Annotated in this window: 25 protein-coding genes; 11 read left to right on the top strand and 14 right to left on the bottom strand. The window is 71.5% G+C overall.

All coding sequences use genetic code 11. From position 1 onward, the window contains the following. Positions 1-30: 30 nt before the first annotated feature. Positions 31-1380, bottom strand: a complete 1350-nt coding sequence (gene trmFO, locus F563_RS0106025; protein WP_019013752.1) for a methylenetetrahydrofolate--tRNA-(uracil(54)-C(5))-methyltransferase (FADH(2)-oxidizing) TrmFO — start codon at positions 1378-1380, stop codon at positions 31-33. 76 nt (positions 1381-1456) lie between these two features. Here trmFO and F563_RS0106020 point away from each other — a divergent pair, with 76 nt between their 5' ends. Genes F563_RS0106020 through F563_RS0106005 form a run of 4 tightly spaced genes read left to right on the top strand, consistent with a single transcriptional unit; the run spans position 1457 to position 6674 of the window. Beyond that, positions 1457-2635, top strand: a complete 1179-nt coding sequence (locus F563_RS0106020) for an aminotransferase (protein WP_019013751.1) — start codon at positions 1457-1459, stop codon at positions 2633-2635. Positions 2636-2637: 2 nt separating this feature from the next. Next, positions 2638-3345 (top strand): hypothetical protein, encoded by a 708-nt coding sequence (locus F563_RS0106015; RefSeq protein ID WP_019013750.1) that lies wholly within the window; start codon positions 2638-2640, stop codon positions 3343-3345. Beyond that, a complete protein-coding gene (locus F563_RS21745) occupies positions 3335-3595 on the top strand; it encodes a DUF6522 family protein (protein ID WP_019013749.1) in 261 nt (86 codons plus the stop codon). Before F563_RS0106015 ends, F563_RS21745 begins: the two co-directional genes overlap by 11 nt. A 31-nt stretch (positions 3596-3626) precedes the next feature. Next, a complete protein-coding gene (locus F563_RS0106005) occupies positions 3627-6674 on the top strand; it encodes a UvrD-helicase domain-containing protein (RefSeq protein WP_019013748.1) in 3048 nt (1015 codons plus the stop codon). Here F563_RS0106005 and F563_RS0106000 read toward each other — a convergent pair whose 3' ends face one another. The 4 genes from F563_RS0106000 to dnaK all read right to left on the bottom strand — a co-directional run bounded on the left by F563_RS0106000 (position 6675) and on the right by dnaK (position 11680). Beyond that, a complete protein-coding gene (locus tag F563_RS0106000) occupies positions 6675-7436 on the bottom strand; it encodes a hypothetical protein (protein WP_156825082.1) in 762 nt (253 codons plus the stop codon). A gap of 66 nt (positions 7437-7502) precedes the next feature. Next, positions 7503-8396, bottom strand: coding sequence for a GNAT family N-acetyltransferase (locus F563_RS0105995; protein ID WP_019013746.1), 894 nt, complete (start codon positions 8394-8396; stop codon positions 7503-7505). 114 nt (positions 8397-8510) lie between these two features. Then, positions 8511-9653, bottom strand: coding sequence for a molecular chaperone DnaJ (gene dnaJ, locus F563_RS0105990; protein WP_019013745.1), 1143 nt, complete (start codon positions 9651-9653; stop codon positions 8511-8513). Between the two features lie 89 nt (positions 9654-9742). After that, on the bottom strand, positions 9743-11680 hold the full coding sequence (gene dnaK / locus F563_RS0105985) for a molecular chaperone DnaK (RefSeq protein ID WP_019013744.1): 1938 nt from the start codon (positions 11678-11680) through the stop codon (positions 9743-9745). 294 nt (positions 11681-11974) lie between these two features. Here dnaK and F563_RS0105980 point away from each other — a divergent pair, with 294 nt between their 5' ends. After that, entirely contained in the window at positions 11975-12841 is an 867-nt protein-coding gene (locus F563_RS0105980) for a class I SAM-dependent methyltransferase (protein ID WP_019013743.1), read from the top strand. A gap of 31 nt (positions 12842-12872) precedes the next feature. Here the strand turns inward: F563_RS0105980 and F563_RS0105975 are convergent, their stop codons facing one another. From F563_RS0105975 to hrcA, 4 genes are all read right to left on the bottom strand, one after another. Next, positions 12873-13490 carry a nucleotide exchange factor GrpE gene (locus F563_RS0105975; protein ID WP_019013742.1) on the bottom strand — a complete coding sequence of 206 codons (618 nt, stop codon included), beginning with the start codon at positions 13488-13490 and terminating at the stop codon, positions 12873-12875. A gap of 77 nt (positions 13491-13567) precedes the next feature. Further along, positions 13568-14017 (bottom strand): cupin domain-containing protein, encoded by a 450-nt coding sequence (locus tag F563_RS0105970; protein ID WP_035574830.1) that lies wholly within the window; start codon positions 14015-14017, stop codon positions 13568-13570. Further along, the gene (locus F563_RS21740; protein WP_019013740.1) at positions 14017-14499 is read right to left on the bottom strand and encodes a hypothetical protein; all 483 of its coding nucleotides are present in this window, start codon (positions 14497-14499) and stop codon (positions 14017-14019) included. Before F563_RS21740 ends, F563_RS0105970 begins: the two co-directional genes overlap by 1 nt. A 145-nt stretch (positions 14500-14644) precedes the next feature. Then, positions 14645-15745 carry a heat-inducible transcriptional repressor HrcA gene (gene hrcA, locus F563_RS0105960; RefSeq protein WP_019013739.1) on the bottom strand — a complete coding sequence of 367 codons (1101 nt, stop codon included), beginning with the start codon at positions 15743-15745 and terminating at the stop codon, positions 14645-14647. 120 nt (positions 15746-15865) lie between these two features. Between hrcA and rph the strand changes: the two genes are divergently transcribed. The 5 genes from rph to F563_RS24325 all read left to right on the top strand — a co-directional run bounded on the left by rph (position 15866) and on the right by F563_RS24325 (position 18768). Beyond that, the gene (rph, locus tag F563_RS0105955; protein WP_019013738.1) at positions 15866-16582 is read left to right on the top strand and encodes a ribonuclease PH; all 717 of its coding nucleotides are present in this window, start codon (positions 15866-15868) and stop codon (positions 16580-16582) included. Further along, positions 16575-17183, top strand: a complete 609-nt coding sequence (locus F563_RS0105950; RefSeq protein WP_019013737.1) for a non-canonical purine NTP pyrophosphatase — start codon at positions 16575-16577, stop codon at positions 17181-17183. Before rph ends, F563_RS0105950 begins: the two co-directional genes overlap by 8 nt. Positions 17184-17416: 233 nt before the next feature. Then, a complete protein-coding gene (locus F563_RS24330) occupies positions 17417-17746 on the top strand; it encodes a type II toxin-antitoxin system Phd/YefM family antitoxin (protein ID WP_019013736.1) in 330 nt (109 codons plus the stop codon). Beyond that, positions 17743-18120, top strand: coding sequence for a type II toxin-antitoxin system VapC family toxin (locus tag F563_RS0105940; RefSeq protein ID WP_019013735.1), 378 nt, complete (start codon positions 17743-17745; stop codon positions 18118-18120). The genes F563_RS24330 and F563_RS0105940 overlap by 4 nt, the downstream gene beginning before the upstream one ends. A 15-nt stretch (positions 18121-18135) precedes the next feature. Then, on the top strand, positions 18136-18768 hold the full coding sequence (locus F563_RS24325) for a DUF429 domain-containing protein (RefSeq protein WP_084596403.1): 633 nt from the start codon (positions 18136-18138) through the stop codon (positions 18766-18768). 12 nt (positions 18769-18780) lie between these two features. Here F563_RS24325 and clpA read toward each other — a convergent pair whose 3' ends face one another. The 3 genes from clpA to F563_RS0105925 form a co-directional block, all read right to left on the bottom strand. Continuing rightward, complete coding sequence (clpA, locus tag F563_RS0105935) at positions 18781-21132, bottom strand: ATP-dependent Clp protease ATP-binding subunit ClpA (protein WP_019013734.1); 2352 nt, start codon at positions 21130-21132, stop codon at positions 18781-18783. A 123-nt stretch (positions 21133-21255) separates the two neighbouring features. Beyond that, on the bottom strand, positions 21256-21588 hold the full coding sequence (gene clpS, locus F563_RS0105930; protein ID WP_019013733.1) for an ATP-dependent Clp protease adapter ClpS: 333 nt from the start codon (positions 21586-21588) through the stop codon (positions 21256-21258). A gap of 209 nt (positions 21589-21797) precedes the next feature. Beyond that, positions 21798-22280 carry a phasin family protein gene (locus F563_RS0105925; protein ID WP_019013732.1) on the bottom strand — a complete coding sequence of 161 codons (483 nt, stop codon included), beginning with the start codon at positions 22278-22280 and terminating at the stop codon, positions 21798-21800. Positions 22281-22583: 303 nt separating this feature from the next. On the opposite strand from F563_RS0105925, the gene F563_RS23810 reads away from it, so the two are divergent. After that, positions 22584-24248 (top strand): D-alanyl-D-alanine carboxypeptidase family protein, encoded by a 1665-nt coding sequence (locus F563_RS23810; RefSeq protein WP_156825080.1) that lies wholly within the window; start codon positions 22584-22586, stop codon positions 24246-24248. Between the two features lies 1 nt (position 24249). Here the strand turns inward: F563_RS23810 and F563_RS0105915 are convergent, their stop codons facing one another. Then, the gene (locus F563_RS0105915) at positions 24250-25374 is read right to left on the bottom strand and encodes a DSD1 family PLP-dependent enzyme (protein ID WP_019013730.1); all 1125 of its coding nucleotides are present in this window, start codon (positions 25372-25374) and stop codon (positions 24250-24252) included. Positions 25375-25541: 167 nt separating this feature from the next. Continuing rightward, a partial coding sequence (locus tag F563_RS21725) for a transposase (RefSeq protein WP_019013729.1) occupies positions 25542-25926 on the bottom strand: 385 nt, incomplete at its 5' end.

Below are 25926 nucleotides of genomic sequence, written 5' to 3'. Positions count from 1 at the left end.
GGAGGCCCGATCGCAGGCCGCGCGGAGCGGCTATGCGGCGGCGCGCGGCGCCGGCAGGGTGTGCGGTCGGCCGAGCCAGGCGTCGGCGGCGCGGAGCGCGCGCTCGCAATAGGCGCGCTTGCGCTCGCGCCCCTTCGGCGCCTCGGCGAGCGGCGGGAACAGCCCGAAATTGATGTTCATCGGCTGGAACGTCTCCGCCGTCGCGCCGCCGGTGATGTGGGCGAGCAGCGCGCCGAGCGCGGTCTCGAGCGGTGGCGCGGACGGCGCCTCGCCGCGCGCCTCGGCCGCGGCGAAACGCCCCGCGAGCAGACCGATCGCGGCGGATTCGACATAGCCCTCGACCCCGGTGATCTGCCCGGCGAAGCGCACATGCGGCGCGGCCTTCAACCGCAGCAGCGGATCGAGCAGGCGCGGCGAATTCAGGAACGTGTTGCGGTGCAGCCCGCCGAGGCGGGCGAACTCGGCGTTCTCCAGCCCGGGAATGGTGCGGAACAGGCGCACCTGCTCGGCGTATTTCAGCTTGGTCTGGAAGCCGACCATGTTCCAGAGCGTGCCCAGCGCGTTGTCCTGTCGGAGCTGCACCACCGCCCAGGGGCGCCGCCCGGTGCGCGGATCGCGCAGGCCCACGGGCTTCATCGGCCCCCAGCGCAGCGTGTCCGGGCCGCGTTCCGCCATCACCTCGATCGGCAGGCAGCCGTCGAAATAGGGCGTGTCGGTCTCCCACGCTCGGAACTCGGTCTTCTCGGCGGCGAGCAGCGCGGCGATGAACGCCTCGTACTGCGCGCGGTCGAGCGGGCAGTTGATGTAGTCCGCGCCCCCCTTGTCGTAGCGCGACTGCATCCACGCGACCGTCATGTCGATGCTGTCACGGTGCACGATCGGGGCGATCGCATCGAAGAAGGCGAGCGCGTCCTCGCCGGTGACGCGCCGGATGTCCGCGGCGAGCGCGGGCGCGGTGAGCGGGCCGGTGGCGACGATCGCGCTGCCCCACGCTTGGGGCGGCAGACCGGGCACCTCCTCGCGCACCACCGTCACGAGGGGATGCTCCGCAAGCGTGCGCGTGACCTCGGCGGAGAACCCGTCGCGATCGACCGCGAGCGCCGCCCCCGCCGGCAGGCGATGCGCGTCCCCCGCGCGCAGGATCAGCGAGCCCGCGCGCCGCATCTCCTCGTGCAGCAGGCCGACCGCGTTGAACAGCGGATCATCGGCGCGGAACGAGTTCGAGCAGACGAGCTCGGCGAAGCCCTCCGTCCGGTGCGCCTCCGTCATGCGCACGGGCCGCATCTCGTGCAGCACCACGGGCACGCCGGCGGAGGCGATCTGCCAGGCGGCCTCGCTGCCCGCGAGGCCCGCGCCGACGACATGGACGGGCACGCTCATGGGACGGAGATAGACCTGACGGGACCGCGCTTCAACGCGGCTGGACGGCAGGCCCGCGCAGTGTGAGTCTGGCGCCATGCCCGACACCGCCGCCGGCACGGCGACCGCCTTCCCGCCGAGCATCCTCGCCACCGCCGCGCCCGCCATTCCGGCCGCGCGCGCCTGGGCCGCCACCTATCGCGGCGCGGCCGGTCCGGCGATCGACCTCACCCAGGCCGTGCCCGGCTATCCGCCGCACCCCGACCTGCTGGTGCGGCTCGGCGAGGAGGCGGCGCGCGCCGCGAATGCCGGCTACGGCCCGATCGAGGGCGAGCCGGCCCTGCGTGCGGCGCTCGCCGCCGATCTGGCGCGGCGCTACCGCGCGCCGCTCGATGCCGCCGACGTGGTGATCACGGCAGGCTGCAACCTCGCCTTCGTCATGACCATGACGGCGCTCGCCGGACCGGGCGCGGCCGTGCTGCTGCCCGCGCCCTGGTACTTCAACCACCACATGGCGCTGACCATGCTGGGGATCGCGACGATCCCGCTGCCCTGCCGGCCCGAGGACGGGTTCGTGCCCGACCCCGAGAAGGCCGAGGCGCTGATCGACGGGCGCACCCGCGCGCTCGTGCTGGTCACCCCCAACAACCCCACCGGCGCCGTCTATCCCCCGGCGACCATCGCCGCGTTTGCCGCGCTCTGCCGCCGGCGCGGCATCATGCTGGTGCTGGACGAGACCTATCGCGACTTCCTGCCCGGCGATGCGCCACCGCATGGGGAGTTCGCCGATCCCGATTGGCGCGACGGGCTCGTGCATCTCTACTCGTTCTCGAAGAGCTACTGCGTGCCGGGCCATCGGGTCGGCGCGATCGTCGCCGGGCCTGCCATCCGCGCGCAGCTCCTGAAGGTGCTCGACACGCTCCAGATCTGCGCGCCGCGCGCGGCACAGGCGGCGCTGGCCTGGGCGGTGCCGGCGCTCGCCTCCTGGCGCGCGGCCAATCGCGACGTGATGGCCGCACGCGCAGCCGCGTTCCGGCGCGCCTTCGCCACGGTGCGGGACTGGCGCATCGACGCGCTCGGCGGCTACTTCGCCTATCTGCGCCTGCCGGAGGCCGCGCCCGATGCGCTCGCGACGGCGGAACGGCTGGGGGCGGAGCGTGGGCTCATGACGCTCCCGGGTCCCTTCTTCGGACCGGGGCAGGAACGGCATCTGCGCCTCGCGTTCGCCAATGCCGACGAGGCGACGATCACTCAGGTGCCCGCGCGGCTCGGCTGAGCATGGCCCCGTGGCCGCGCCGCCGCGTCCTGGTCGCGCTCGGCGCGGCGACCGCGGGGTGCGATACGCGCGTGCCGCTCGGCCGCCAGGCCCCGCCGCTCCGGACGATCGGCGTCGTCAGCCCCGCCGTCGCCGCCACGCCGGCCGTACCGACCAACCTGCCGCTGATGTTCGCCTTCGGCTCGATCGGTCGGTTCGTCGATGCCGCGCTGGAAGCCGAGCGCAGCCGCCGCCTCGCCGAGCTGCTGCGCGGCGCGGGGTATCGCGCGCTCGACCGCTGGACGAGGCATCTGACACTGGCCCTGGCCGAGGCCGGCCATCGGCCGGTCATGATGCCGATCGCGCGGTTCGATCTTGCGTTCCTGGCCCAGTACCCGCCGGCCGAGGTGGACGCCTATCTCGACACCGTGGTGTCGGAATACGGCTTCGTCGCGGACACGCCGGATGGCCCGTTCCTGCCCTTCGCGGCGGTTGCGGTGCGGCTTGTCGACCCGCGCGGCCGTGTGCTGTTGCAGGAGCGGTTCGTGAGCAACGCGATCCGGCCGTTCGAGGCGGTGCCGGTCGCGGGGCCGGCGGAGCCGCGGCTCGCCGGCGAGGGGCTGTTCATGCAGGACGTCGATCGCGTGGTCGAGGGCGTGGATGCGGCGCTCGGCATGATGGCGTCGCAATTGGCGGCGCAACTGCGCCGAGGAGAACGCGATGATCGGTGAACGTGTGGCGATCGAGAGCGGCGCGCCGGTGCTGACCGCGGCGCAGATGGCCGACGCGCTCGGCCTCAGCGAGGAGGAGCTTCGCCGGGAGTTGAGCGCCGGGCAGATCCGCAGCGTGGTCGAGCGCGGCGAGGGCGAGGATGCAGGCCGGTTGCGCGGGCGGCTGCGCTGGCGCTCGCTGGAAGTCGTGTTCGTGGTCGGCACCGACGGCCTCGTCCTGGAATGCACGCACACCGGCGACTGGCGCTGAGCGACTCGGGGCGCTGGTCTAGGCTCGCGCCATGTTCCACGCCGACCTGCACGTGCACTCGAAGCACTCGCGCGCGACCAGCCGCGATCTCGATCTGGAGCACCTCGCCTGGTGGGCCTGCCGCAAGGGGATCGCGGTGGTCGGCACGGGCGACTGCGTGCATCCCGCCTGGCTCGCCGAACTCAAGGACAAGCTGATCCCCGACGGCAGCGGGTTGTTCCGCCTGCGCCCCGAGCTCATGGCGGAGGTGCACCGAACCCTGCCGGCGTCCTGCCGCGGCGAGGTGCGCTTCATGCTCTCGACCGAGGTCTCGACCATCTACAAGAAGAGCGAGAAGACGCGGAAGGTGCATCACCTGATCTACCTGCCCGATTTCGACGCGACCGATCGGCTCGCCGCACGGCTCGCGGCGATCGGCAACATCGCCTCCGACGGCCGGCCGATCCTCGGGCTCGATTCGCGCGACCTCCTGGAGATCACGCTCGGCGCGCACCCGGACGCCTATCTCGTGCCCGCGCATGTCTGGACGCCGTGGTTCGCCGCCCTCGGCTCGCAATCCGGCTTCGACTCGATCGAGGACTGTTACGGCGATCTCGCGCCGTACATCTTCGCGGTCGAGACGGGGCTCTCGTCCGATCCGGCGATGAACTGGCGCGTCTCGTCGCTCGACCGGTTCCGCCTCACCTCGAACTCCGATGCGCATTCCCCGGGCAAGCTCGGACGCGAGGCAACGCGTTTCGCCTGCGAACCGGGCTTCGGCACGATCCGCCGCGCGCTCGAAACGGGCGAGGGTTATGTCGGCACCGTCGAGTTCTTCCCCGAGGAGGGCAAATACCACATGGACGGGCACCGCGCCTGCGGCGTGCGGCTCGATCCGTCCGAGACGCTCGCGCGCAACGGCCTCTGCCCCGTATGCGGCGGGCGCGTCACCGTGGGTGTCGCGCATCGCGTCGAGCTGCTCGCCGACCGCGCAGCACCCGTGCCGCCGCCGACCGCGGGCGAGGTGTCGAGCCTCGTGCCGCTGCCGGAGATGCTGGCGGAGATTGCGGCAACGGGCGTCGCCGCCCAGGCGGTGACGCGCGCCTATGACCGTGCGACCGCCGCACTCGGGCCGGAGCTTGCGGTCCTGCAGGAGGTGCCGGTCGAGGAGATCGCGCGCGCCGATCCGCTGCTCGGCGAGGCGGTCGGCCGGCTCCGCCGTGGCGAGGTGATCCGCGAGGCGGGGTATGACGGGGAATACGGCGTGATCCGCCTGTTCGCCGAGGGTGAGCTCGATCGCGCGGTGAAGGGGGCGCTGCTGTTCGAGGCGCCGCGTCGCGCGGCGGCGAGGCCGGAGCGGCGCAAGCCCCGCGTCGCGGCGGAGCCTGGCGGCGAGGCGACACCGACCGCCCCGACGCCGTCGGGACGCGGCGGCGTGCTTGCCGGACTCGACCCCGATCAGGCGCGCGCCGCCGAAACGATCGACGGACCGCTGCTGGTGCTCGCCGGTCCGGGCTCGGGGAAGACGCGGATGGTGACCCATCGGCTCGCGCATCTGGTGCGCGAGCGCGGCGTGCCGGCGGCCTCCTGCCTCGCGGTGACGTTCACGCGTCGCGCGACCGAGGAGCTTGCCGCGCGACTGGCCGCGCTCGGCGCGGGCGACTGCGCGGTGCATAGCTTCCACACGCTCGGGCTCGCGGTCCTGCGCCGCGACGGCAGGGCGGTGGGGCTGGGCGAGGGGTTCCGCATCGCCGACGAGGCCGAACGCGCGGGCGCGCTCGCCGAGGCGCTCGGCGTGACGGCCACGCAGGCGCAGACGCTGCTCCGCGACGTCTCGGTGCTGAAACGCACCGGCGCGCTTGGCGTAGGCGAGGCGGGCGAGGCGCTGGCCGCGCTCGAACATCTCGGCCGTTCCCAGGGCTGGGTCGATTTCGACGACCTGATCGGGCGCGCGGCGCAGGTGCTGGAGACGGATGCGGCCGCTGCCGCGTTCTGGCGCAACCGCTTCCGCCATATCGTCGCCGACGAGTTCCAGGACATCGACGAGATGCAGTACCGGCTGCTGTATCTGCTCGCGGGCGACCAGGCCACGCTCTGCGTGATCGGCGATCCGGATCAGGCGATCTACGGCTTCCGCGGTGCGGACGCGACCTGCTTCGAGCGGTTCCTGCGCGACTTTCCGGCCGCACGGACGGTGCGGCTGAGCCGCAACTACCGTTCGACCGGCACCATCATCCGGGCGGGCGCGCAGGTGATGGGCGCGACGCCGGACGCCGCACGCGGCGGTGCGCCCATCCTGCTGCACGCGGCCGAGGACGAACGCGCCGAGGCCGCCTTCGTCGCCGCGACAATCGAGGACCTGCTGGGCGGTCACGACATGCTGGCGGCACGGGACGAGACGGGCGGTACGCGCAGGCTCAGCTTTGCCGACATCGCCGTGCTCTACCGCACCGATGCGCAATCGGCGGCGCTGCGCGACGCGCTCGACCGGGCGGGCATCCCGCACAAGAAGAGCACGCCGGCGCCGATCGCGGGCGCGCCCGCGGTGCGCGCGCTGCTCGCGCGCCTCGATGCCGCGCATGACCGCGCGCCACTCGCGGAACGGATCGCCGAGGCCGCGCGGCGGGTGCGCGCGTCCGACCCCGATCTCGACGCCGCCGCGCTTGCCGAAGCGACACGCTGGCTTACCGCGCTTGCGGAACGGGCGGAGAACGTGGCGCGGCTTGGCGAGCTCGTCGCCCTCTCCACCGAGGCGGATTTCTTCGACGCGCGCGCCGATCGCATCTCGCTGCTGACCATGCACGCGGCGAAGGGACTGGAGTTCGCGGTGGTGTTCCTGGTGGGGCTGGAGGACGGGATCGTGCCGTTCTCCTGGGGTGACGCGGCGGAGACCACCGACGAGGAGCGGCGGCTGTTCTATGTCGCGATGACGCGCGCGAAGGAGCGTCTGGTGCTGACACGCGCGGCCCGGCGCTTCTGGCGCGGGGCGCGGCGCGCGTTGCCGCCGTCGCCGTTCCTGCGCGCGATCGAGCGGGACCTGGTCGCCGAGGCGAGGGCTGCCCCGCGACAGCCTCGCGCGTTCCAGCCGAGTCTGTTCTGATCACGACCGGCCGCGCCGTGCGCCGAGCAGCGCGCGGCGGCGTTGCATCGATCGGATCAGCAGATACCCGGCGCCGATCGGCAGCAGGATCAGGATCCCCAGCATCTGGCCGCTGCGCGCGCCCGCCTGAAGCGCCCCGACCCACGCGAAGGACCAGACCGCGCCGATGCCGATCGCCAGCGTGACCGCGAAGGCGACGGCGAGAACCGCGAGCCCTGCCGGCCGATTCCAGAAGCTCAAGCCCTCCGCGGTACCGGGCAGCGCGTTGCCACCCGCGCTGAGCGCAGCCTCGATCGTGGCTGCGAAGGCCGCCAGACCCGCGCGATCAGCGACCCGCACACCGTGGAGATCGGGCCGGAAGGCCTGGGCGAGCCGGAAGCGCTGCCCGTCGCGCGCGACCAGTTCAAGCTGAAAGTCGAAGCCGCTCTGCAGCCGATAAAGTGCCGCGACGTCATCGAAGCGCAGGCTCACGCGCCGCCGCCGTCCGGTCAGCGGCACTTTCGGCCGCTCCTCGATACGGATTCCCTCGGCGGTGACGGTCCATCGATGGATCCGCAACGATACGGTTACAATCATCACGATGCCGAGCAGTGCCGCGCCAAGGATGGCGATGATGATCGTGATCCGCGTCTCGTTCTCGAATGCGCCGCCCAACGCGAGCGTGAACCCGAGCGCGCCTGCGAGCAGCACGCCGAGCAACCCCGGAATCGCGACCTCGGAGCGGCGTAGCAGGGATTCGTAGGAGGTCGCCGGAGCCGTCATCGCCTGGGTCCGCCGGTTGCGCCCGGCGGACATCGTTGCAGATCGGCAAGGCGTGGGCCAGGACGATCAGTAGAACACCGAGGGGAACCAGGCGCCTGCCGGATCCTGGTAGTCGCCGATCGCCATCAGCGTCATCGGCATCACGGCCCGCATCCCGGCATCGAGACACCAGCGGAACAGGCCTGTCTGGCGGATCGGCAGCAGCAGCGACAGCGGTCTGCCGGACAGGTTCGCGGCGCCGGTGAGCAGCGCGCGCATATCGGCCTCGGTCTCGGCGACGCCGTGGTTCATGTGCCAGGTTCCCGGCGCGGTCAGATAGCCGGTGATCCGGCCGTCGCGCTCCACCACCTGCGGCGCGAACAGCCGCAGCGCATCGCGAATCTCGCCGCTCCGCGTGATCCCATGCACCGCGGTGCAGAGCGCCGCCGCGGGCGCGATGTCCTCTGGGGTCATGGGCCGCACCTGGAAGCCGGCCGACACCGCAGCGGCCGGGCGCCCTTCGATCAGCATCAGCGGCTCCTTCGCCGCGAAGCCAAGCGTCGTGTAGAGCGCGAGCGAGCGGGCGTTGAACGCGGCCTGGACGAGCCGCACGCGCGTGCCTGGGCCCGCGCGGTTGAGCACCACCTGCATCAATCGCCGGCCGATCCCGGCGCTCTGCCATGCCGGATCGACCGTGATCGGGCCGATGCCGCGCACGGGATCGCGCTCGAGCAGGAAGTTCGAGCCGACAACCCGGCCTTCCGCCTCGGCGACCACGCCGAACACCGACGCATCGTCGATCAGCGCAGCGAGCAGGCCGGCCGCGCTCTCCGGGTTGGGGAAGTCGGGCGGGAACCCGTGCGCTGCGTTGATGCGGCGGAACGCCTCGTAGGCGATCCGTCCGGCGGGTGCGGCGTCCGCCCGACGCGGCTCGCGCAGGCTGAGAGCGGGTGCGGTGAGGATGGGGGTGGAGAGCGTCATGGGCGTGGTCCTTGTCGTGGTGCGCCGCATGGATGCGCCCCCCCGCGCCCGACCGCCATCGCCGGGGCTTTCCGGATCTTGCCGCGCCTTTCCGACAGCGCGGCCGACGTGCCCTCAGCTCCGGCCTTCGAAGAAGGACGCCACCTTGGCGAAGAACCCCTCGCTCTCCGGGCTCGACTTCGCCTCGCCCTTGGCCGCCTCCTCCTCGAACTGGCGCAACAGCTCCTGCTGGCGCTTGCTCAGGTTCACCGGCGTCTCGACCACGACCTGGATGAACATGTCGCCGCGCGCGGCCGAGCGGAGTTGGCTCATGCCCTTGCCGCGCAGGCGGAACTGATCGCCGGTCTGCGTGCCGGCCGGGATCGACACCTTGGCGCGGCCGCCATCGATCGTCGGCACCTCGATCTGCCCGCCGAGCGCGGCCGCGGTCATGCGCAGCGGTACGCGGCAGTAGATGGAGGCACCCTCGCGCTGGAAGATCTCGTGCGGGCGCACCGAGACGTCGACGAACAGATCGCCCGCGGGACCGCCGCGCAGCCCCGCTTCGCCGGCGCCGGCGATCCTGAGCCGCATCCCGTCCTCGACGCCGGCGGGGATGTCGATGTTGAGCGTGCGGTCGCGCTGCACGCGGCCGGCGCCACGACACACCTTGCACGGGTCCTTCACCGCCTTGCCGGTGCCGCCGCAGGTCGGGCAGGTGCGCTCGATCAGGAAGAAGCCCTGCTGGGCGCGGATCTTGCCGTGCCCGCCGCAGGAGGGGCAGGTGGTCGGCGCGGCGCCACCTTCGGAACCCGTGCCGCTGCACGCCTCGCAGACGACCGAACTCGGCACGCGCAAGGACGCCTTCTTGCCGGCAAACGCCTCCTCGAGCGTGACCTCGACCGCGGCGCGCAGATCGGCCCCGCGCCCGGAGGCGGCGCCGCCGCGCCGGCCGCCACCCATGAACTCGCTGAACATCTCGTCGAAGATGTCCGCGAACGACCCGCCCGCCTGGAACCCGCCGAAACCACCGGGTCCAGCACCCCCGCCCTGCTCGAAGGCGGCATGGCCGAATCGGTCATAGGCCGCGCGCTTCTCGGCGTCGCGCAGCACGTCGTACGCCTCGTTGACCTCCTTGAACTTCGCCTCGGCCGCCTTGTCGCCCGGATTCCGGTCCGGGTGATACTGCATCGCGAGCTTGCGATACGCCTTCTTGAGTTCCTCGGGCGAGGCGTCGCGCGCCACGCCGAGCGAGGCGTAGTAGTCGGGTTTGGCCATGGGTCAGCCCATCATGCGTCGAGGCCGCCGGCTGGCCGCACCCGCTCCGCCCGGACGGGGACCGGAGAGGGCGCGGCCATGCCTCACGCTCAGGCCGACTTCTTCTTCTTGTCGTCCACGTCCTCGAAATCGGCGTCGACGACCTTCTCGTCCTTCTGCGCCTCACCGCCCGGGCCTGCCTGTTCGCCGCCGGGGCCGCTGTCGCCGCCCGGGGCGGACTGCGACTGGCGATAGAGCAGCTCACCGAGCTTCATCGCCGCCTGGCTCAGCGCATCGGTCCTGGACTTGATGGCGTCCACGTCCTCGCCGTCCTTGACCGCGCGCAGATCGGCGATCGCGCTCTCCACGGCGGTCTTCTCCGGCGCCGAGCCGAGCTTCTCGGCGTTCTCCTTCAGCGTCTTCTCGGTCTGGTGGATCAGCGCATCGGCGTGGTTGCGCGCCTCGACCGCCTCGCGGCGCTTCTTGTCGGCAGCGGCGTTCGCCTCCGCTTCCTTCACCATGCGCTGGATCTCCTGTTCGGAGAGCCCGCCCGAGGCCTGGATGCGGATCTGCTGTTCCTTGTTGGTGGCCTTGTCCTTGGCCGAGACCGAGACGATGCCGTTGGCGTCGATGTCGAACGTCACCTCGATCTGCGGCACGCCGCGCGGCGCCGGCGGGATGCCGACCAGATCGAACTGGCCGAGCAGCTTGTTGTCGGCCGCCATCTCGCGCTCGCCCTGATAGACCTTGATCGTGACCGCGGTCTGGTTGTCGTCGGCGGTCGAGAAGATCTGGCTCTTGCGCGTCGGGATCGTGGTGTTGCGGTCGATCAGCCGGGTGAACACGCCGCCCAGCGTCTCGATGCCGAGCGAGAGCGGCGTGACGTCGAGCAGCAGGACGTCCTTCACCTCGCCCTTCAGCACCGCACCTTGGATCGCGGCACCGACCGCGACCACCTCGTCCGGGTTGACGTTGCGCGCGGGGTCCTTGCCGAAGAACGACTTCACCGTGTCGATGATCTTGGGCATGCGGGTCTGGCCGCCGACCAGGATCACCTCGTCCACCTCGCCCGCCGTGATGCCCGCGTCCTTCAGCGCCTGGCGGCAGGGTTCGAGCGTCTTCTGGATCAGGTCGTCCACCAGCGCTTCGAGCTTCGCGCGGCTGAGCTTCATCACGAGGTGCTTCGGCCCCGAGGCGTCGGCGGTGATGAAGGGCAGGTTGATCTCGGTCTCCTTGGACGAGGAGAGCTCGATCTTCGCCTTCTCGGCGGCCTCCTTGAGCCGCTGCAGCGCGAGCTTGTCGTTGCGCAGGTCGATCCCCTGCTCGCGCTTGAACTCGTCGGCGAGCCAGTCGATCACGCGCTTGTCGAAGTCCTCGCCGCCGAGGAAGGTATCGCCGTTGGTGGACTTCACCTCGAACACGCCGTCGCCGATCTCGAGCACCGAGATGTCGAAGGTGCCGCCGCCGAGGTCGTAGACCGCGATCGTGCCGGACTTCTTCTTGTCCATGCCGTAGGCGAGCGCGGCCGCGGTCGGCTCGTTGATGATGCGCAGCACCTCGAGCCCGGCGATGCGGCCGGCGTCCTTGGTCGCTTGGCGCTGGCTGTCGTTGAAGTAGGCCGGCACGGTGATGACCGCCTGGGTCACCTTCTCGCCGAGATAGGCCTCGGCCGTTTCCTTCATCTTGCCGAGGATGAAGGCCGAGATCTGCGAGGGCGAGTAGCGCTCGCCGCGCACCTCCACCCAGGCGTCGCCGTTGTCGGCGCGGATGATCTTGTAGGGCACGAGGCCCACGTCCTTCGCCACCACCGGATCATCGAAGCGCCGGCCGATCAGGCGCTTGATCGCGTAGAGCGTGTTGGTGGGGTTGGTCACCGCCTGGCGCTTGGCCGACTGCCCGACCAGCCGCTCGCCATTGTCGGCGAATGCCACCATCGAGGGCGTGGTGCGGGCGCCCTCCGCGTTCTCGATCACGCGGACGTCCTTGCCCTCCATCACCGCCACGCAGGAGTTGGTGGTGCCGAGGTCGATACCGATCACTTTGCTCATGGGGTCTTCCTTCTCTGGCGGGACGCCCGGGCCCGGTCCGGCACCCGTCGCATCCCCCTATGGATCGTGCAGGCCCGCGGCCTACCCCATCCGCCCCCCGGGACCCGGCGGGCGCGGGCGGACCGCGTTGTGCCATGCATGTATTGAGCGGGCATGGCCGCGACAAGCCCCGGCCATGCCGGCGCGCCCGAGCGGCGTGGCGCGGGGATGGCCGGCTGCCCTTCTCCGGGGCGCCTCAGGCATGCTCCGGCGTAACGCACTTTCGACGCTCTGACAGCCATGGGAGAGTGGATCATGGACCTGACGGCCCCATTCCACACGCGGCGCATCTCTGGGATGGGGCGGGCGATCAGGAACTGCCTCGCCGACGATGACGATCCCGGCGCGGGGTTTGTCGCGGCGATCCGCGCCCGGCCGATGAGCATGCTCTCGGCGGAGACGCTGCGTGCGATCCATCTCCTGAGCCGCAGCTGTCAGGACGCGATCGTCGAGATCGGCGCCTATGTCGGTGGCGCGACGGCGGTCATCCTGCATGCCACGCAGGCACGGCGGAACCTCGTCGTGACCATCGAGGAACCTGTTGCGCACCCGACGCACCCGCAGATCCCGACGCAGGACACGGTTTCGGATCTGCACGCCAATATCCGCTCGCTCGGGCTCGCGCGGGAGGGGCACCACGTGATCCCCGGCGCGTCGTTCGAGGCGTGGGTGCTGGGCACGCTGCATCATCGGCTGTTGGGGCAGCGGATTGGGCTGCTGGTGTGGGATGCCGACGCCTGCATCGATCGCGACCTGATCCTGCTCGCCCCCTGGCTTGCGCCGGGTGCCATGGTGGTGATCGACGACTATGTCGCCGGCGAGGGCAAGTCGGTCCGGGTCAGCACGGTCGTGGACGACTTCATGCGACGCGGCATCCTCGAGCCGTCGGCCTACCTGCCGTGGGGAACCTGGTTCGGGCGCCTGCGGCGTCCCCCCACGGCGGCGGAGATCGCCGCGTATCGCACCGAGTGGCAGCACCTGGCGGCCAGCGGGCACGTGTACTACCAGCGCCTTACAGACTATGAGCGGCGGCTGCCCGACATCCCGCCGCCTCTGACCGCCGAGGAGCGGCAGAGCTTCTGGGCGTCGGCGGTGGCGTGGGGGCAGGGGAAGGGCCGGTAGCCTCCGACGCGGCCACCGGCGAAGATCAGCCTCAGGCCGTCGTATCGACGGTGCCGCCACCGGAAGGCGGTGCATCGCCGGCCGGCTGCGCGCCGCCGGTCGAGACCACCACCATGGCGGGCTTGAGCAGCCGCCCGTTCAGCGTCCAGCCGGGGGTCCAGGCCTGGGCGACATGCCCCGCCGGCACGGTCGGCGAGGGCGCCTCGGCCATGGCCTGGTGCAGCTCCGGATCGAACTTCGCGCCCAGGGCCTCGACGCGCGACACGCCATTGCGCTCCAGCGTGGCAAGGAACATCCGCTGGGTCGCCTCGATGCCCTCGCGCATCTTCGCCAGCACCGGCGGCTCCTCCGCGGTCGGGGCGGGCAGACTGGCGAGCGCACGCTCCAGCGTCTCGACCACCTCGACCACGTCGCGCGCGAAACGCTGGACGGCGAAGTTGCGCGCGTCCTCCACATCGCGGCGGGCGCGCGCACGCACGTTCTGCGTCTCCGCCTCGGCGCGCATCCACTTGTCCTTGACCTCGCCGAGTTCGGCCTCGAGCGCGCGGATGCGGCTCGCCGCCTCCTCCATCAGCGACTCGGCGGTGCCGACCGGCTCGTCGGCGCCGGGGGTATCGGCAGGCTGGGGGGAATGATCTGGGTTCTGCATGTCGCGGCAGACTTAGGTCCCGCGCGCGGCGAAGGGAAGCCCCGCGCGGCCCTGCCATGCCGCCCGGGCAAAGTTGCTCAGCGCGCGGGCGGCACGAAGGTCAGGCCGTAGCGCGGCGCGGCCCCGACCAAGCGGGCGAGCGCCTCGGGCGAGGGGCGCGACGGCGGACGGTCCGGTGCCGCGGGGGTCCCGCACTCGGCGAAATACGCCTCGAACCCGCCGGGCGTGACCACCACGAGCAGGCGTGCGGTCTCGGTGCCTTCGTTGTGAAATCCGTGCGGGATGCCGCGCGGGCCGAACGCGGTGCCGCCGGCGCGCACGACATGGCGCTCGCCATCGACCGTGAACACCACCTCGCCTTCCAGCACGTGATAGGTCTCGTCCTCGCGCCCATGGACGTGCGGCAGCGGCCCGCTGCCCGGCGGCACCGCCATCTCGACGAGGCCGATCGCCCCGCCCGTGGCCGCGGCATCGAGCAGGATCGTCACCCGGTGGGTACCGACATCATAGACGCGGGGACGCCCCATCAGGCGGCGACCATGAGCACCGGACGCGCCTCGGTGGCTCCGGGGGCGAGGCCCGCGCGCGCGGCGCGGAACTCGGCCTGCATCTCCGGGGTCAGCACCTCGACCAGCAGCCGCTCCTCGACCCAGACCTCGATCACGCGCCAGGCGTGGCCCTCGGCGCGACGGATCGCCGGCCGGCTCTGCCAACCGCGCACGCCGGCGGCGAGATGCACCTCCGATTCGTCGAGGGCCGCGCCGATCACCAGCCGTGTCACCGTGGCGGCTGAGGTGGGCGCCGGGCCAGCGGTGGTGCCGTTCCAACTGCGCACAGGGCCGATGCCGAGGGGATGTACCTCGATGCCCGCGCCGGAGCCGTCACCGGCGAGGGCGACGAAGCGGCCGGGCACGGGCGGCGCGGGCACGGCCTCGGTGCCCCAGAGCTCGGCGATGAACCCGGCGACCGCGGCCGGGTGGCGGGCGGGGATCGACGCATCAAGCAGCATGGCGGCGGGTCTCTCCTCCTGCGCGGGCCGCCGCGGGGCGGCGCCGGGCCGCGGCGTGGCGCGGCCGGTGCGAACGCTGGCACCGCCATGTTTCCGTTTGTTGTCTGCCGCGGGGGTGACGCGCCTCACCCCCGGGGGCGCCGATTCAGCCGAGCAGGCGGCCGATCACCTTCGCCGTGTAGTCCACCGCCGGGATGATCCGGCCGTAGTTGATGCGCGTCGGCCCGATCACGCCGATCGCGCCGACCACCTTCTCGCGCGTGTTGCGGTAGGGCGAGACGATCATGGTCACGCCGGCGGTCTCGAACAGCCGGTTCTCGGCGCCGATGAAGATCTGCACGCCGTCCGATTGCTGCGCCAGTTCGAGCAGCTGGAGCAGCGTCTCCTTCGCCTCCAGCCGCTCGAACAGGGTGCGGATCGCGTCGAGCTGGGCGAGCGCGGTGACATCGGCGAGCAGCCGCGCCTGGCCGCGGATGATCAGCGCCCCGCCCGAGACGCCGCCGGAGCGCGTTGCGAGCCCGGCCTCCACCACCTTGGACGAGAGCGCGTCGAGCTCGGTGCGATGCGCGGCGATCTCCTCCTCGATGACGCGCCGCACCTCGTCGAGCGTGCGGCCGCCGAGGCGGGAATTCACGTAGTTCGAGGCCTGGATGAGGGTGGAGGGCGGCAGGCCCTGCGGCGCCTCGATCACCCGGTTCTCGACCGTGCCATCCTCGCTCACCAGCACCGCGAGCACGCGGCCGGGGCCCAGGGCGACGAACTCGACGTGGCGCAGCGGGCTCTCGCTCTTCGGCGCCAGCACCAGCCCCGCGGCCTGGGAGAGCCCGGCGAGCAGGCCGGAAGCCTCGGCCAGCATCTCCTCGATCGAGCGGCCCTCGGCGGAGCAGCGCGCGGCGATCGCCTCCTCCTCCTCCGGCGTCAGCGTGCCGCGTTCGAGCAGCCCGTCCACGAACAGCCGCAGCCCACGGTCAGTCGGCAGCCGTCCGGCGGAGGTGTGCGGGGCGAAGATCAGCCCCGACTCCTCCAGATCGGCCATGACATTGCGGATCGTCGCGGGCGAGAGCGCCACCGGCAGCCGGCGCGAGAGCGTGCGGCTGCCCACCGGCTCACCGGTCGCGACATAGGCCTCGACGATCTCGCGCAGGATCAGCGCCGACCGGCCGGCAAGCCCGGGCGTGCGCGGGGCTTCATCGGCCCGGGTGGCCTGGTCGTCGACGCGTGTTGTCGGATCGGCAGGCGTGGTCATCGCTCCCACCTCGTGCAGGAAACGTATGGACGCACCTGCCAAGGGTCAACGCGCCCGGCCTCGCGCCGGCGCGGCACCGGGGCTATGGTCCGCGCCCGCTGTCGAGCCCCAGGAGACCCCATGCGCCCGTCCGGCCGCGCGCCCGATGCCCTTCGCCCCGTGATTCTCCAGGTCAACCCGATCCGCCACGCCGAGGGCTCCTGCTTCGTCAAGTTCGGCCACACGCATGTGCTCTGCACCGCCTCGGTGGAGGGTCGCGTGCCGCCGTTCCTGCGCAACTCCGGCCAGGGCTGGGTGACGGCCGAATACGGCATGCTGCCGCGCTCCACGCACACCCGTTCCGAACGCGAGGCGGCGCGCGGCAAGCAGTCCGGCCGCACGCAGGAGATCCAGCGGCTGATCGGCCGCTCCATGCGCTCGGTGATCGACCTCAAGGCGATGGGCGAGATGACGGTGACGCTCGACTGCGACGTGATCCAGGCCGATGGCGGCACGCGCACGGCGGCGATCACGGGCGCCTGGGTGGCGCTCAGCCTCGCGTTCCGCAAGGTGGTGAAGAACCGCCTGCTGGCCGCCTCGCCGGTGCGGGGCCAGGTCGCGGCCGTCTCCTGCGGCCTCTACAAGGGCACGCCGGTGCTCGATCTCGACTATGCCGAGGACAGCGAGGCGGAGGCCGACGGCAATTTCGTGCTCACCGCCGACGGGGGACTGGTCGAGGTGCAGGCGACGGCCGAGAAGCGGCCGATGCGCCCTGAGGAGGTGGACGCGCTGATGGCGCTGGCGAAGGTGGGCTGTGCCGCGCTGTTCAAGGCGCAACAGGAGGCGCTGGGTGACTGAGCGGCGGCTCGGCCGCGGCGATCGGCTGGTGGTGGCGAGCCACAACGCGGGCAAGCTCGCCGAGATCGCCGCGCTGCTGGCGCCGTTCGGCATCGAGGCGGTCGGCGCGCCGGCGCTCGGCCTGCCCGAGCCCGAGGAGACCGGGACGAGCTTCGTGGAGAACGCGACGATCAAGGCGCTGGCGGCGGCGCGGGCGTCGGGTCTGCCGGCGCTTGCCGACGATTCCGGGTTTTCGGTCGCCGCTCTGAACGGCGCGCCGGGGGTGCACACGGCCGACTGGGCCAAGCTGCCGGACGGGTCGCGCGACTACGGGGTGGCGATGGCGCTGACGCGTGCGCGGATCGGCGAGCCGGAGAGCGATGCCGCCTGGTTCACCTGTTGCTTGGCGCTCGCCTGGCCGGACGGGCAGGTGGAGACGTTCGAGGGGCGGGTGGATGGGTGCTGGGTGTGGCCGCCGCGCGGGTCGCGCGGGTTCGGCTATGATCCGATGTTCGTGCCGGCGGGCGAGGTGGAGACCTTCGGCGAGATGGCGCCCGAGCGGAAACATGCGATCAGCCATCGGGCGCGGGCGTTCGCGCTGTTGCGCGATCGGCTGGGCTGAGCGGGCACTTTACGGCTTTAAGACTTTAGACCTTTAAGCGGGTTTCGGCGCCCCGGCGCCGGCGGCGATGTGAGGAGTGTAGCCGGCGGCTGCGTCAGGACCGGGCGTGGGTGATGCAGGGGGTGTGGGGGACCAGCGTGGTCCCCCACTGGTTTCTTCTGGCGCGCGGAGCGCGCTGCCGATTGGTCAAACCGATTTGGCCAAAATCCTGCCGGTGGTGGTAGAGTGCGCGCATGAGCAAGGTGGTGTCGGCGGCCGAGGCGAAGGCGAAGCTCTCGGACCTGCTCGATCGGGCGGCGCGGGGCGAGGAGATCACGATCACGGGGCATGGCAAGCCGGTGGCGCGGATCGTGCCGCCTGCGTCCGAGATTGCTGCCGAGCGCACGCCCGGGGCGTGGAAGGGGCTCGTCAGCTACGATCCGGATGTGTTCTTCGAGCCGCCGACCGAGCAGGATCTGAAGGACTGGGAGGGCGATCTCGACGAGTTCCTGGCGATGCCGATGCCCGGCGAGTCGGCACCGGCAAAGACCCCGCCGCGCCGCAAGCTGCGCCGCCGCGCGTGAGTCTGCTGCTCGACAGCCACGCGTTGCTGTGGTGGCTGGCCGACGATCCGCGGCTGTCGGCGACGGCGCGCGCCGCGCTCCGCCCGAAGGTTGTTCCGGTCTGGGCCAGTGCGGTGACGGGGCATGAGCTGCGGCTGAAGCAGCGCCTGGGGACGCTGCATGGCGTGCCGGACGATCTCGGGGCGACGCTGGACCGGCGGGGGCTCGCGCCGCTTGCCCTGTCGCTCGCGCCTGCGGGTTCGGCGGCGACGCTCCCGCCGGCGCATCGCGATCCGCTGGATCGGCTGCTGATCGCGCCGGCGCGGCTGGAGGGGCTGGCGCCAATGTCGGCGGACCCGGTGTTCGCGGCGTGTGCGGTGGAGGTGGTTTGGTGACGGCTGGACAGATCAATGTACCATTTCGGATACGTGAAGCTGAGAGAGGCGCCAGTGTGGTTCGGCGCTGACCCCGGCGGCGAGGGCACGTTCGGCGTGGCGGTGCTCGAGCGCGACGGCTCCTCGCGAAGTGCGTGCGTCTCGAGCGCGGATGAAGCGCTCGATTGGCTCCGAAGCCAAGCCGAGCTCGGTTGCCCCCTCGGGATTGACGCGCCCCTCTGGTGGTCATCGGCGCGCGGCGGAGGGCGGAAGGCGGATCGATGGCTGCGCGATCGATACGCCATCCCGTCCGGAACGGTACAGTCTGCGAATAGCCTACGGGGAGCGGCGCTCGTTCAGGGCATGATGCTTGCGTATCGCTATCGCCTTCCGGCGCCGGCTGCGTACATAACCGAAGCTCACCCGAAAGCGCTTCTGAAGGCGATGAACCTCTCGGCGGTAGATTGGCAGTCGATCTGCCATCGGCTCGATTTAAGGGGGCCGCCACCGGCTGGCGAGAACGAGCGAGATGCTGTGCTCGCGGCTGTGGCAGCCCGTGAAGGCAGCGCCGGCCAATGGACGCACAATCTGGCGGCTGATCGCGACGCAAGCGAACTGGACCCGGCGCACTACTGGCTAGCGCCTGTGAACTATGCGTGGTTCGAGTAGCGGCTAGCCGCCCTACTCCACCGCCTCCGGCGCCTTCTCCTCGTCGCCCTCGCCGGCATCGCCCTCGGGCTTCGGCAGCGCCGCCACCGGCACCTCGATATAGGTGAAGGTCAGCGTCTTCGTCTCGTCGTCCACACCGACGCGCACCGCGCCACCCTTGGCGAGCTTGCCGAACAGCAACTCCTCGGCGAGCGGCTTCTTGATGTGCTCCTGGATCACGCGCGCCAGCGGCCGCGCGCCATAGAGCGGGTCGTAGCCCTTCTCGGCGAGCCAGTGCCGCGCCGCGTCCGTCAGCTCGATGGTGACGTTGCGGTCGGCCAACTGCGCCTCGAGCTGCATGACGAACTTGTCCACCACGCGGCCGACGATCTCCGGCGTCAGGCCGGCGAACGCGATCACCGCATCGAGCCGGTTGCGGAACTCAGGCGTGAACAGGCGCTTGATCGCGTCCTCGTCCTCGCCCACGCGTACCACGCGCTCGAAGCCGATGACGGGCTTGGCCATGTCGGAGGCACCCGCATTCGTCGTCATGATCAGGATGACGTTGCGGAAATCGACCTGCTTGCCGTTGTGGTCGGTCAGCTTGCCGTGGTCCATCACCTGCAACAGGATGTTGAACAGATCCGGGTGCGCCTTCTCGATCTCGTCGAGCAGCAGCACGCAATGCGGGTTCTGGTCGATCGCATCCGTGAGCAGGCCACCCTGATCGAAGCCGACATAGCCCGGCGGCGCACCGATCAGGCGGCTGACGCTGTGCCGCTCCATGTACTCGGACATGTCGAACCGCGTGAGCGCGATGCCCATGGTCTTGGCGAGCTGCTTGGCGACCTCGGTCTTGCCGACGCCGGTCGGGCCCGAGAACAGATAGCAGCCGATCGGCTTCTCGCCGTCGCGCAGGCCGGCGCGCGCGAGCTTGATCGCGGCCGAGAGCGCCTCGATCGCGACATCCTGGCCGAACACCATCGCCCTGAGGTCGCGCTCGAGGTTCTTCAGCGTCTCCTTGTCGTCGGTGCTGACCGACTTGGGCGGGATGCGCGCGATCTTGGCGACGATCTCCTCGACGTCCTTCACGGTGACGGTCTTGCGGCGCTTGTTCTCGGGCAGCAGCATCCGCGACGCACCGACCTCGTCGATCACGTCGATCGCCTTGTCGGGCAGCTTGCGGTCATGGATGTAGCGCGCCGAGAGCTCGACCGCGGCCTTGATCGCGTCGTCGGTGTAGCGGACGCGGTGGTGCTTCTCGTAGTTCGACTTCAGCCCCTTCAGGATCTTGATCGAGTCATCGAGCGTCGGCTCGGCGACGTCGATCTTCTGGAACCGGCGCACCAGCGCGCGGTCCTTCTCGAAGTAGTTGCGATACTCCTTGTACGTCGTCGAACCGATGCAGCGCAGCGTGCCGGAGGCGAGCGCGGGCTTGAGCAGGTTCGAGGCGTCCATCGCCCCGCCCGAGGTGGCGCCGGCGCCGATCACGGTGTGGATCTCGTCGATGAACAGGATCGCGCCGGGCTGGGCTTCCAGTTCCGACACCACCGCCTTCAGCCGCTCCTCGAAGTCGCCGCGATAGCGCGTGCCGGCCAGCAGCGCGCCCATGTCGAGCGCGTAGATGGTGCAGCGCGCGAGCACATCCGGCACGTCGCCCTCGACGATGCGCTTGGCCAGCCCCTCGGCGATCGCGGTCTTGCCGACGCCGGGATCGCCCACGTAGAGGGGGTTGTTCTTGGTGCGCCGGCAGAGGATCTGGATGGTGCGCTCGACCTCCTGCTCGCGGCCGATCAGCGGGTCGATCTTGCCCTGGGCGGCCTTGCGGTTCAGGTTGATGCAGTAGTTCGCGAGCGCCTCCTGGCCGCGGCGGGACTGCTTCTCCTCGCGCGCGCCCTCGCCCTCCTCGCCCTGGGGCGTGCCCTGCACGGGGCGCTTCTCGGCCCGTCCCGGCACCTTGGCGATGCCGTGGCTGATGTAGTTCACGGCATCCAGCCGGCTCATGTCCTGCTGCTGGAGGAAGTAGACGGCGTGGCTCTCGCGCTCGCTGAACAGCGCGACCAGGACATTGGCGCCGGTCACCTCATCGCGGCCGGAGGACTGGACATGGATCGCGGCGCGCTGGACCACGCGCTGGAACCCGGCCGTGGGCTTGGGATCGCCGGCCCGGTCGGTCACCAGGCCCGCGAGATCCTTGTCGAGGAACTCGGTGAGCTCGCGGCGCAGCTTCTCGATGTCGACGGCACAGGCCTTCAGCACCCCGGCGGCGTCGCTGTCCTCGGCCAGGCTGAGCAGGAGATGCTCGAGCGTCGCGTATTCGTGCCGACGCTCGGACGCCAGCCCCAGGGCCCGGTGCAGCGTCTGCTCAAGGTTGCGGGACAGCATTCGTCCACCCTCCTTCCGCGGGGACCGCCCCGGCCCGAGGCGACCGGCGGCGACACGCGCGCACTGCGGCATCATGCCGCATCATGGGTAAGGAAATGGTATGGCTTCGTGCGCCCAGAAGGATCACTCCTTCTCGATGGTGCACTGGAGCGGGTGCTGGTGCTGGCGGGCGAGGTCCATCACCTGGGTCACCTTGGTCTCGGCGACCTCGTAGGTGTAGACGCCGCAGACGCCGACCCCGCGGCGATGCACGTGCAGCATGATGCGGGTGGCTTCCTCGCGCGACTTGTTGAAGAAGCGTTCCAGCACGTGCACGACGAACTCCATCGGGGTGTAGTCGTCGTTCAGCATCAGCACCTTGTACATGCTGGGCTTGCGGGTCTTCGGCCGGGCCTTGATGACGACGCCCGTGGTCGGGTTCTCCCCGTTGTTGCCGCGCTTGTCGTTCTCGCTCATCGCCCCGGTGATGCTATCCTGATGCGCCGCGCCGCGACGCTGCCCTCGCGCATGATATCGGAAGCGGGTCCGCGCCGGAAAGGCCCGCGCTTGTGTGCCGCGCGCAGGACACGCAGACGCGAAGGGCCCGGCTGCGCGTGCAACCGGGCCCTTCGCCGGATGCGCGCCGCCCCGGGGGGCGGGCGGCGCGCGATCGCGTGTCGCCGTGCTCAGGCGGCGAGCGGCTTGCCGAACTGCGCGACTGTCACGTGGACGCGCTCGGCCACCGGCTCGAAGGCGCGCTCGGCCAGCTTGGTGCCCTGCTCGGAGAACTTCGTCGTCTCGGCGACGAACTTCTCGAACGCGGCCTTGGCGAAGCCGGTCTGGAGCTCGAACGCCTCGCGCACGCTCTTCACGCCGGCGAGCGCGCGGGCATTGGCGATGCCCTCCTCGAAGGCCGCCTGGTTCGCGGCGAAGGCGGCCTTGGCCATCTCCTGCATGCCCTCGGCGAGGATGGTCGAGCTCTTCACGAGAGCCTCGAAGTTGCCCTTGCCGAGCTCGATCACCTGCTCCAGGCCCTTCTGGGCGGCGGCGGCCTGCTTGGTCGCCTCGTCCATCTGCGCCTTGAAGGCGGCCTGGGCCTGCTCGAAGCCCTTCTGCGCGACCTCGGCGGTGGTGTCGACGACGGCGGCGGTCTTGCTCTTGGTGCTCATGGTGGGTGTCCTTGTTCGCATCGTGGGGGAAACGGGATGCTGCGATGCAGCATGACTGCTAGATGGGACATGCGAGGCGATGCGTCAAGCGGAATATTGCAGTGCAGCATGAGGGCGGGCCGACGGGTTGGCGCGCAAAACCGCCGGAAACCCTAAGGGAGAGTTTACAAGCCCTTGGCTTTACGCGATTTCTTGTGGACAGGGGGCGCCGCCCCGCCTACGCTCGCCACGCACGGCTGGGCTGCGACTCGGCCGCAACGAAGGATGGCCGATGCCCTGCCCGCTTCCGCCCGACCGAACCCGATGCCTCGCCTGACCCTGCGCGCCACCGTGCTCGGCGTGCTGGCGCTGCTGGCCGCGGGGCTCGCCGCCCCGGCCGCGGCGCAGATCGGCTCCAGCCGCTATGCCGCGATCGTGGTCGAGGCGGGCTCGGGCCGGGTGCTGTTCGCGCAGGACGCCGACGCGCCGCGCCACCCAGCCAGCCTCACCAAGATGATGACCGCCTACATGGTGTTCGAGGCGGTGCGCGCCAACCGGGCGCGCTGGTCCACGCCGGTCACGTTCTCGGCCCATGCCGCGGCGCGCCCGCCCTCCAAGCTCGGCCTGCCGGCGGGCAGCCGCATCACGCTGGAACAGGCGCTGCTCGCGATCATCACCCGCTCGGCCAATGACGCGGCCGCCGCGATCGCCGAGACGCTCGGCGGCACCGAGGACAATTTCGCCCGGCTGATGACCCTGCGCGCGCGCCAGCTCGGCATGCGCGACACGGTGTTCCGCAACGCCTCCGGCCTGCCGGACGCGGCCCAGATCACCACCGCGCGCGACATGGCGACGCTGGGGCTGCGCCTGCTCGCGGACTTCCCGGCCGAGTACCGCTACTTCTCGACCGAGTCGTTCAGCCTGCGCGGGCGCGTCCACCGCAACCACAACCGCCTGCTCGCGAGCTACGACGGCGCCGACGGCATCAAGACCGGCTACATCCGCGCCTCCGGCTTCAACCTGGTCACGTCCGCCACGCGCAACGGCCGCCGCCTGGTCGGCGTGGTGCTGGGCGGCGCCTCGGCGGCCGAGCGCGACCAGCACATGGCCGACCTGCTCGACCAGGCCTTCGGCGGGCCGATCCGCACCGCGTCGGTGGCACCGCCGATCCGGCTGGTCGCGCGCGCCCAGGCGGCCGCGGCGCCGGCGCGCGACTGGGCTGTGCAGGTCGGCGCGTTCCGCGACCGCGGCGGCGCGCTCGCCGCCGCCCGTGCCGCGACCCGGCAGATCGGCGGCGGCGCGGCCAAGGTCGAGCAGGCGCGGGTCGGCAACCGCACGGTCTGGCGTGCGCAGGTGGCCGGGCTCTCGGAAGGTCAGGCGCGCCAGGCCTGCGCCGACCGTCAGCGCCGCCGCCAGGACTGCGCCGTGCTGGCGCCGGCCGCCGGCACGCGGCAGGCGGCGTCGGCGACGCGCGGCTGGGCCGTGCGGCTCGGCCTCTATCGCGATCGCGGCGGCGCGGTGGCGGCCGCGCGCGTCGCCGCGCGCCGCGCCGGCGGCGGCACCGTGCAGGTGGAACAGGCGCGCGCGGGCGGACGCACGGTCTGGGCCGCCCGGCTCGCCGCGCTCACCGAGCCGCAGGCGCGCCGCGTCTGCGCCGCGCGTCCGCACTGCGCGCCGATCGCCCCGGGCGCGGGCGAGACGCGGTTCGCCGCGGTGTCGCGCGACTGGGCGGTGCGGCTCGGCGTCTATCGCGACCGCGCCGGCGCGCTCGCGGCGGTGAAGCGGGCGAACGCCGCACTCGCCTCCTCGGCGCCCACGCCGAAGGTGACGCCGGTGCGCTTCGCCGGGCGGCCGGCCTGGCGCGCGGAGGTCGAGAATCTGACCCGCGCCGAGGCGCGCCGCACCTGCGCGGCCTGGCCCTCGCGCGGGCCCGACTGCGTGAAGGTCGCGCCGACCGCGGTCGCGTCGGTCGCTTCCGGACGAGGCTGATTCAGCGCATCGCGCCGCGCGCGTCCACCGGGAAGGTGCATTCGACGCGGCCGCCGCGCAGGCCGACATACCAGTCGTAGCGATCGACCGTCGGGTCGCAGTGGCCCGGCACCAGGCGCAGCTTCTCGCCGACCGTGAAACGGCGCGCGCCCGGGTCGAAATGCAGCGTCGCGTGCTCGTCCGAGCAGCCGACGCAGCGCACATCCTCCATCCCCCACACGAGCGGCGGGCCGCAATCGACCGCCACCCCTTTGTGGCCGACATCGAGCACGGCCACACCGGGGCGCGGCGTGCTCAGCACGGTCGCGAGCACGAACAGCGCGTGGCGGAAGGTCGAGACCGGCCTGCCGTGCGCATCCAGGTTGCGGGCGTAGTCGGCGTCCATGAAGGCGTAGGAGCCGGCCTGGATCTCGTTCCAGATCCCGCTCGCGACCTCCTCCTCGAAGGTGCCGGTGCCGGCCCCGCCGACGATGCGGCAGTGGAGCCCCCGCTGGGCGAGCTGCTCGACGGTGCGGCGTGTCGCATCCGCCGCCGCCGCGATCGCCGCGTGCCGCTCCTCGGCGCTGCGCTTGTGCTGCGCCCTGCCGTGATAGGCCTGGAGCCCGGCGAAGCCGAGATGGCGGCTGTGCGCGATCCGCTCGGCGAGCGCGACCGCAGGCGGGCCCGGCTCGACGCCGCAGCGGCCCATGCCGACATCGATCTCGACCAGCGTCTCGATCCGTGTACCGAGCGCCTCGGCCGCCTGTTCCAGCGCCCAGACCTGCTCGGCGTCATCGACGCAGACGGCGACATGGGCGAGTTTCGTCAGCCCGGCGAGCCGGCGCAGCTTGGCCGGCCCGACCACCTCGTTCGAGACCAGGATGTCGCCGATGCCGCCCCAGGCGAGCGCCTCGGCCTCGCCGACCTTCTGGACGCATTGCCCGACCGCGCCGCGGGCGATCTGCATGCGCGCCACCGTGGCGGATTTGTGCGTCTTGGCGTGCGGGCGGAGCTTCGCCCTCGTGCCCGCGAGCAGCCGCGCCATGGTGTCGAGATTCGCCTCGAAGGCGTCGAGGTCGAGCAGCAGCGCCGGGGTGTCGATCGCGTCTTCGGCGTCGCCGGGCAGGGCGGGCGGGGTTTGCAGCATTCAGGCGTGATCCTCCGTGTCGGGCGGGCGAGGATTGCCCGCCCAGGGCAGTGAAGCCAGCCCCCCTCGGCGCTGCGGCCGGTCGGTGATTGCAACTTCCGGTGGTGTTATCTTCTTTCCTATTCGAGATGGCGCGGGATACGATGGAGGCCTCAGCGGAACGGGTTTCATTGGCTGTGGTTGCAGCGAGGGAGGGTGGCGATTTCGGAGAGCGGGGTGCTGCGTGCCGTTCGGTGGGCTGATGGCGCGTCTCCGGGGGCAGCTCTGCTGTCAGGCGAGAGGCGTTCGGCACGGCGGAGGTTCATGGCGGTGCAGAGCAGGTGAAGATGGGCGCCGTTGCGAGCGAGGCCGCGATAGCGCACCCGACGCCAGCCATAGCTGCGCTTGAGCGTGCCGAAGCTGCGTTCGACCTGGGCGCGGATCGGCGCAAGCGCACGGTTCATCCAGCGTTGCCAGGGCGCGAGCGGACGCCGCGCATGGCCGCGGTGCATGATGCCATCGGCGATGCCGGCTTCGGCCAGCGCCTCGCGGCGGGCGGCGCTGTCGTAAGCT

The sequence above is a fragment of the Elioraea tepidiphila DSM 17972 genome (genome assembly GCF_000378465.1).
Taxonomy (GTDB): domain Bacteria; phylum Pseudomonadota; class Alphaproteobacteria; order Acetobacterales; family Acetobacteraceae; genus Elioraea; species Elioraea tepidiphila.
The sequence above is the reverse complement of the archived record's forward strand: the minus strand, read 5'-3'. Positions and strand labels throughout refer to the sequence as shown.